Annotated in this window: 6 protein-coding genes and 1 pseudogene; 5 read left to right on the top strand and 2 right to left on the bottom strand. The window is 55.4% G+C overall.

Features of this window, described 5'->3' with window-relative positions; genetic code table 11:
• Positions 1-172: 172 nt before the first annotated feature.
• On the bottom strand, positions 173-517 hold the full coding sequence (locus ASF29_RS12655; RefSeq protein ID WP_062451048.1) for a hypothetical protein: 345 nt from the start codon (positions 515-517) through the stop codon (positions 173-175).
• Positions 518-1101: 584 nt separating this feature from the next.
• Between ASF29_RS12655 and dcm the strand changes: the two genes are divergently transcribed.
• The 5 genes from dcm to ASF29_RS12635 all read left to right on the top strand — a co-directional run bounded on the left by dcm (position 1102) and on the right by ASF29_RS12635 (position 6109).
• Positions 1102-2931, top strand: coding sequence for a DNA (cytosine-5-)-methyltransferase (dcm, locus tag ASF29_RS12650; RefSeq protein WP_062451047.1), 1830 nt, complete (start codon positions 1102-1104; stop codon positions 2929-2931).
• A 4-nt stretch (positions 2932-2935) separates the two neighbouring features.
• Positions 2936-3226, top strand: coding sequence for a hypothetical protein (locus ASF29_RS12645; protein WP_062451046.1), 291 nt, complete (start codon positions 2936-2938; stop codon positions 3224-3226).
• 148 nt (positions 3227-3374) lie between these two features.
• The gene (locus tag ASF29_RS24405; protein WP_156462659.1) at positions 3375-3707 is read left to right on the top strand and encodes a hypothetical protein; all 333 of its coding nucleotides are present in this window, start codon (positions 3375-3377) and stop codon (positions 3705-3707) included.
• Positions 3708-4078: 371 nt separating this feature from the next.
• Positions 4079-4900, top strand: coding sequence for a site-specific DNA-methyltransferase (locus ASF29_RS12640; RefSeq protein WP_348271309.1), 822 nt, complete (start codon positions 4079-4081; stop codon positions 4898-4900).
• A gap of 165 nt (positions 4901-5065) precedes the next feature.
• Positions 5066-6109 carry a site-specific DNA-methyltransferase gene (locus tag ASF29_RS12635; protein ID WP_062451045.1) on the top strand — a complete coding sequence of 348 codons (1044 nt, stop codon included), beginning with the start codon at positions 5066-5068 and terminating at the stop codon, positions 6107-6109.
• A gap of 114 nt (positions 6110-6223) precedes the next feature.
• Here ASF29_RS12635 and ASF29_RS12630 read toward each other — a convergent pair.
• Positions 6224-6418: pseudogene (locus ASF29_RS12630) on the bottom strand (helix-turn-helix domain-containing protein); the annotation flags it as partial.
• Positions 6419-6594: the final 176 nt, after the last annotated feature.

The following is a 6594-nucleotide window of genomic DNA, read 5'->3' as shown; positions in this document are numbered from 1 at the left end:
TAATGAGACGCCCGTCAGCCAAGCCAGCCGTCAAAAGCTCCAATGAATCGATTCAACTGTAAACGGCGTTTGAAGAAGTCACGGGGAGAAGACATCCCAGAATGAAACACCGTTTGCACAAAACCGAAGCCAAGTGGAGCGAGCGGGATCCGTTCACGATCAGACGCAAGCCTCAGTCCGACATGTCGTCATCCGGCGCTCCGTCGGGAAACAGGAGATGCGGCTTGCGGCGAAAGTCCCAGTGCTCGTCCGTATACTTCTCGACCAGACGGTCGAAGACGTCATAGCAAGCAGCCTCGTCAAAACCCTGGGCGACCAGACGTTTCACGATGACATCCTCACTCTGTTCGAGTTCCTTCTGTCGTCCTTTGGCAACCGCGCCCACGATGAACCATTGCAGCATGACGCGCGCGACGTCGTCACGGTCGGGCCGCTTGGCCGCTCGTTGCCGCGCTCTAAGGTCGCGTTGACGTTCACGCTGTTTGCGATTGCGCTCTGTCAGAGTGTCCCTCGGCATATCCTGGTCGTCCTGTCGATCGTGAATCGGAAATCTGACGGTTTGAAACGAAAATCTCAGAAAGGGAAACGAACCCCTCAAGTATCGAATCGTTTGAGCGCAATTTGACTCAAATCCCCGGCGCTTGGATTAATGTTCGGGCCGATTTGTTTCAATTGCCAATGAACTCGGCTTGCCATGACGTCGAGTTAGCTTCGGTTTATCATGCATTGAATTCCATCATGTTTTGTTAGTCGTTTAACCGTAGCTTCTGCGCGATTTGCAAAAGGAGATAACGATTGTCCAACCGTTCAGCTCATGTTTGAAATCCTGCCTACCCAGGTCGCGATAATCTACCAACGGTGACAAATCTCTATAAACACGAGGATAAGGTCACAACCCTCCCCGATGAAAAGCGAGATCTTACTACAGAGATGATGGTAGACTTCAAACGTCATTATTGTCGGGGACGACATATCGACCTTCGCTTTCCCGCTATGCAAACGATCGTCCCTAGTTGTTTAAGATCCGTCGTATTTTAGAGATTTACTTACCGGCCCTGCAATATCCGATGTCGTAAAGACGTCCCAAAAGGGGACACTCCAATGGCAGACATCGATCCAAAGGCACAAGCGCTTTCTGCGGCAATCAGGCGGATAACGGAGCTGCAGCAGCAGATGACGGATCGCGTCCTGGCGCTGGCCGTCGAGATCGAAAATCTTACGGACGTCGTGCCCGCCGGGGAAGCGAAGGCGTTCCTCAAGGCACGCTGTAATCTCCCCACAGCCGAGTTGTCGACCTACATGGGATTCGCGAAATCCTTGAAGGGATCCGAGCAGGTTCTCCGGAAGTCCCGAGCGTCGTTTCCTGTCATCAAGTCCTTGGTGGCTGCCGACCAGGACACGCGGCAGGAAATCCTCGAGCGCATGGCGATTGGCGCGCGGATCGACACGAAGGACGTCGCTCTGATCAAGAAACGGTTGGCCGACGCAAAGCTGATGCCCGCCGAAGCGCTGGCCGCAGCGAACAGGAAGGCTGTCGCGGCGGCCGCGCGTCGACAGGCAAAAGCAGCGGCGGCGTCTTTCGAGGTGCGTGCAGCTTCCCTTGTGGAAGAGCTAAGACAGCATTTCCGGCCCGGAGGTATAAAGTCCCCTGTTGTTCATGCAAGCCTGCGCCATCAGGCAGAAGTCCTCGACGCTGAATGCGATATCCTGTTTGGTAAGGAGCAGTCCAGCCTTGCTTCGCTACGACGTGCGACACCGGCATATCGCATGGCGATTGCCCGCAAGGTGCTTGGCGACGTTGCTGCCGACCGACTTGACGAGATTGGACCAATGGAATTGCGCGCGCTGTCGACTTTGACAGGGCAAAGCCGGGTATCCTCTCTAGGACTTTCACGTAAGCCGTTGGCCGGAATTCCTCCTCGGCATTACCGTCCCCGTGTTGTCGAGCTGTGCGCGGGTGCAGGTGGTCTGGCCCTTGGCTTGGAGCGCGCCGGATTCGAGCATGTCGCCCTGATCGAAATGAACAGGAATGCGGTGGCCACGCTGCGGGCCAATCGACCGGACTGGAACGTCGTCCAAGCCGATATCCGCAAAGTGGACTTCAAGGAATACCGCGAACAGCGGATCGACCTACTAACGGGTGGTCTTCCCTGCACTCCGTTCAGCACGGTCGGCCAGAAAAAGGGTCGGCACGACGAAAACAACCTGATGATGGAAGGCGTGCGTGCTATACGCGAAATTGCCCCGAAGGCATTCCTGTTTGAGAACGTCGAGGGCCTCTTGCACTCTCGCCACGCGGACTACGTTGCGTTTCTCCTGCGCGAATTCTCAAAGGCAGGATACTCGACGGAAATCCACCGGATCAACGCCAAGGACTACGGCGTTGCGCAGAACCGGTCCCGCATCATGTTGGTGGGGATGCGCAAGGATCTGGCGGGAGCCTTCCGGATGCCGAGGAAGTTTCCAGAACTCGCTACGAACGTTGGCGTCGCTCTAGTCGACCTGATGGGCGAAAAAGGGTGGGAGGGCGCGGACGCTTGGCTACAGTCGATGAAGGATCGTGACTATCGGGCAGACACAATCCGGGGCTACCAAGGCAGCGCGCGCGCTGGTGAGGCGATCCGCTCCAAGAGGCAGCAAATTCGCTACGCGCCTCCGGCCAAGGCTGCGCCGACTGAAGATGAAGGCTCGCGGGAAGGTTTCGTCCCTGGCCTGACGAACCAAATGCGTGCTCGATTGCAGGGCTTCCCGGACAATTGGGAGTTTGTCGGTGGGCTTGGGCCGGTGGCCGACCAGATTGGAAATGCGGTCGTGCCTGCGATGGCGCAGGCGATGGGACTGGCATTGGTGTCGGCGTTGACGGGCTGGGAAATCGACTGGCAGGCGATGATGGATAGTTCTCGTCCACCGCGCCGAGAAATTGCGACTTAAGCATTTGCAGATCGTCCTGACGACCGATCAGGATGTGAGGCGGGTCGTCACTGCAGAGTACCGCGTTACCGTCGGCCTGATGAAAAGGAATATCTATTCCAATATGTTGGCGGCCATGGACTGCGGCATCCTTCCCGACTTGGCATCGGCACAGCTATTGATGCGCCTCGTCAGCGATATCAGCGACCCGAAACATACTGGCACCACCGAGGAGACTCAGTGGGTCATGAATGCCGTCGTTCGGGATGTGACGATGACCTACGTAATGATGATCGAGGTGCATGTGGACCGTTGAAGAGCCACCTAAGACGCGCCGGGTTACAAATCCTTGCGGCATTATCGAGAATGATTTTGCGCGTAGGGGCGCTTGACGTGATCTGAGCCGACTGACACCTTTAAATCATGGCGATGCTTCTCGATCATCGACAGCAGAGGAACAGACGATGCAGACCCAGAACGACACCGAGATGAAGACCTTCACCGTCGACCGCGACGACAATCGCCCACCGTGCTTCACCGGCACGCGTCTAGCGGGGCCCCAAAGCTCGTCCGATCGCGGCAGCTCCGATTATTCCGGTCAATTAGGTTTCCGCGAGATTCTGAAACTCTACCAGAGCCAGCGCTGCGACTACAGCGCTACCCGCACCATCGCCACGCAGGGGAGGGCAAAAATACCCCCGAGGCGATCTTATCGGCAAGCCAAGACGCCATCGTCAAATTCTTCGGCTTTGGATGGCGATGGAGATCTATGCCGCGGTCGAATGGGATATCGCTGAAGATCTCGAGGCAATTCCCAGTCCACGTCCACTGGCTGCATATTCGTAGAGCATCCTCGTCGACGATGCTTTGAATGTAGCATCCCAAATCCATAATACCTACTGCTTGGTCGGAGCCTTACCCCGTATGGAAGACATCTAGCCGGTACTTCGCTCCGTCCAGTCGGGCGCGCCACAAGCATCTGCTTGGACCAACTCTTTTATCCCATAATAACAGTGCGCAACACAGTCGGTCCAAAGGCCGCTGCTGGGTCCGCGCATCTAGCTTCGGATACGAAATGACCCTGACGAATTTTCCATTCAAAACTACCCCGTCCGACCATGCATATTGTGGCGGCGCAGATGGTCTCATTACGTGCCCCATCTGCGTTATCACCGATTCGATAATCCTCGAAGGTGACGCTTTGACAGAATTGAAGCAATTGCCTAATGCGTCTGTTCAATGCATCGTCACCTCTCCGCCCTATTGGGGACTTCGCGATTACGATCATCCAGGCCAGATAGGTCTCGAGCCCACCGTCACACAGTTTATTGACAGGCTGGTCAGCGTCTTCCGGGAATCCCGCCGCGTTCTTAAGGACGACGGCATTTTGTGGCTGAACATCGGCGATGGCTATACGAGCGGCAACCGTATGTCTCGATCGCCAGATCGAAAGAACCCGGCGCGCGCGATGGACATTCGTCCGCAAACTCCCCAAGGCCTGAAACCCAAAGACATGTTGGGTATTCCATGGCGGCTCGCATTCGCGCTTCAGGATGACGGCTGGTATCTGCGCTCTGACGTCATCTGGCATAAACCCAATGCCATGCCCGAGAGCGTGAAGGATCGGCCCACACGAGCTCATGAGTACCTGTTCATGTTCACAAAGTCTGAACGTTATTATTACGACCGTACGGCTGTCCTTGGTCCAAATAGTCGGAACGCGCGGTCGGTTTGGGAAATTCCGACGAGAGCATACTCCGGGGCGCACTTTGCGACATTTCCCCCAAAGCTGGTCGAGCCATGCAAATTGGCATCGACGAGTCCTGGCGACCTGGTACTTGATCCGTTTTTCGGGGCGGGCACCGTTGGCTTAGTGGCGCAGCAGTACCAACGCAGATATGTCGGCATCGAGTTGAGCCCCCAATATGCTGCGCTCGCTGCTGGGCGTCTCTTTGCCCAGGCGCGCAAAGTGGACCGGATCGCAGCTTAACGAATGCTGCATGCATGCCGCATTCGAACCCTTTCCGTCGATGGGGCTCGCAAGTCTCCGCGGAAGACGCTCGACCGGCTTCTCTTAAAACAATCAACGCGTAGCACATCGGACCGAGAAAATCCGCTGGTGAGCTCGCGTCCAGATTTTGGATATGACCTGACTATGACAAAAACCCTGACCTACACCACGTCGTACGGCCAAGCCCGTTGCGGAGATTCCGCCGATCTCATCGAGAACCTTATCGATGGCAGCATCAATCTCATGATGACATCACCACCGTTTCCGTTGCTGCGGAAGAAGGAATACGGCAACACGGATCAAGACCTATATGTTGCCTGGCTGGCCGGCTTCATCCGGCAGGTCATGCCAAAAATTGCGGATGATGGCAGCATCGTTCTCGATCTCGGCGGTGCCTATCAGCGCGGTCAGCCAACCCGAAGCCTGCATATTTACAAGCTTATAATCGAGCTCTGTGAGGTAGTAGGACTGCATCTGTGTCAAGAATTCTTCTGGTATAATTCGGCCAAGCTTCCAAGCCCGATCGAATGGGTGAACAAGCGCAAAATCCGTGCCAAAGATTCCGTCAACACGCTTTTGTGGCTCAGTAAATCGCCTTGGCCGAAAGCGGATGTATGTAACGTGCTGACCCCGTACAGTGCGCGGATGACAAAGATGCTAGAGGGACAGTCCCAGGTGCCGAAGGCGCAACTAAGGCCGAGCGGTCATGTCATGACTGACACGATCTTGCGTGACAACGGCGGCGCTATTCCGTCAAACGTTTTGACTATTCCCAATACCAGCAGCAACGACAGTTATCAGCGCCGTTGCAAGCAGCTCGGGATCAAAGCCCATCCTGCACGCTTCCCGGCCAAACTACCTGAGTTTTTTATTCGAATGCTCACCGACCCCGGTGATGTTGTGCTCGATATCTTTGCTGGCTCCAATACGACTGGTGAGGTGGCTGAAATTTTGGGACGGCGATGGAATACATTCGAACAGGACCGCGATTACTTTGCCACATCTGCACTTCGGTTTGTGCATGCTGATTGCTGCGACAATGAGCTGCGCGAAATCCATGGCACCCTGCGTTCGGGTGGTACGATGGTGCTTTCAGAGACGAGGAAGTCAAAAGCTAAAGGTCGTGCCGTGAGGAAGTTGCTGCTGGGGGATGAAGTCGCGCTAACCGTCTTCTCGCCAGCCTGCTGATTTGGGGTGCTAATGCCGTAGCCGAGCAGAAAAGTTTGATTGCCGCAAGTTCCACTTGGGACCGAGTTCTTTAAAATCGTTCGAAACGAAAGTCTTAATGTCTCACTTATCCTGCGCGACCGTGCTGTAGTAGCCGTCGTACTCGGGCAGTTCACGATCATGAAACATATTGCGCTTGATCTCGCGGTAAATGGTCGAGCGATGCCGACCAAGCTGACCCGCCATCTCGTTGACAGGCACTTTTGCCGCCAACAGCTGATGGAGGCGCCTCCGGTCGGCGAGGGTAATCTGCGTGTAGCATCGAGACATGTCTCATCTCCAAAGTGAAGCCATTGAAATTACAGGCATGTCGCACTTGGAAATAGAATGTACCCCGGCTACAAAATATGTGGCAGAGGAGTTGAAATGTCCGCCGCTGTGCAAAGTAGAAATGTCCAATTGAGTCGTCTCGTCTACTCAGACATGCCACACTGACACCGCGGATC

It is taken from the genome of Rhizobium sp. Leaf262 (assembly GCF_001422245.1).
GTDB lineage: Bacteria > Pseudomonadota > Alphaproteobacteria > Rhizobiales > Rhizobiaceae > Agrobacterium.
This window is presented reverse-complemented; position numbering and strand designations above follow the sequence as displayed.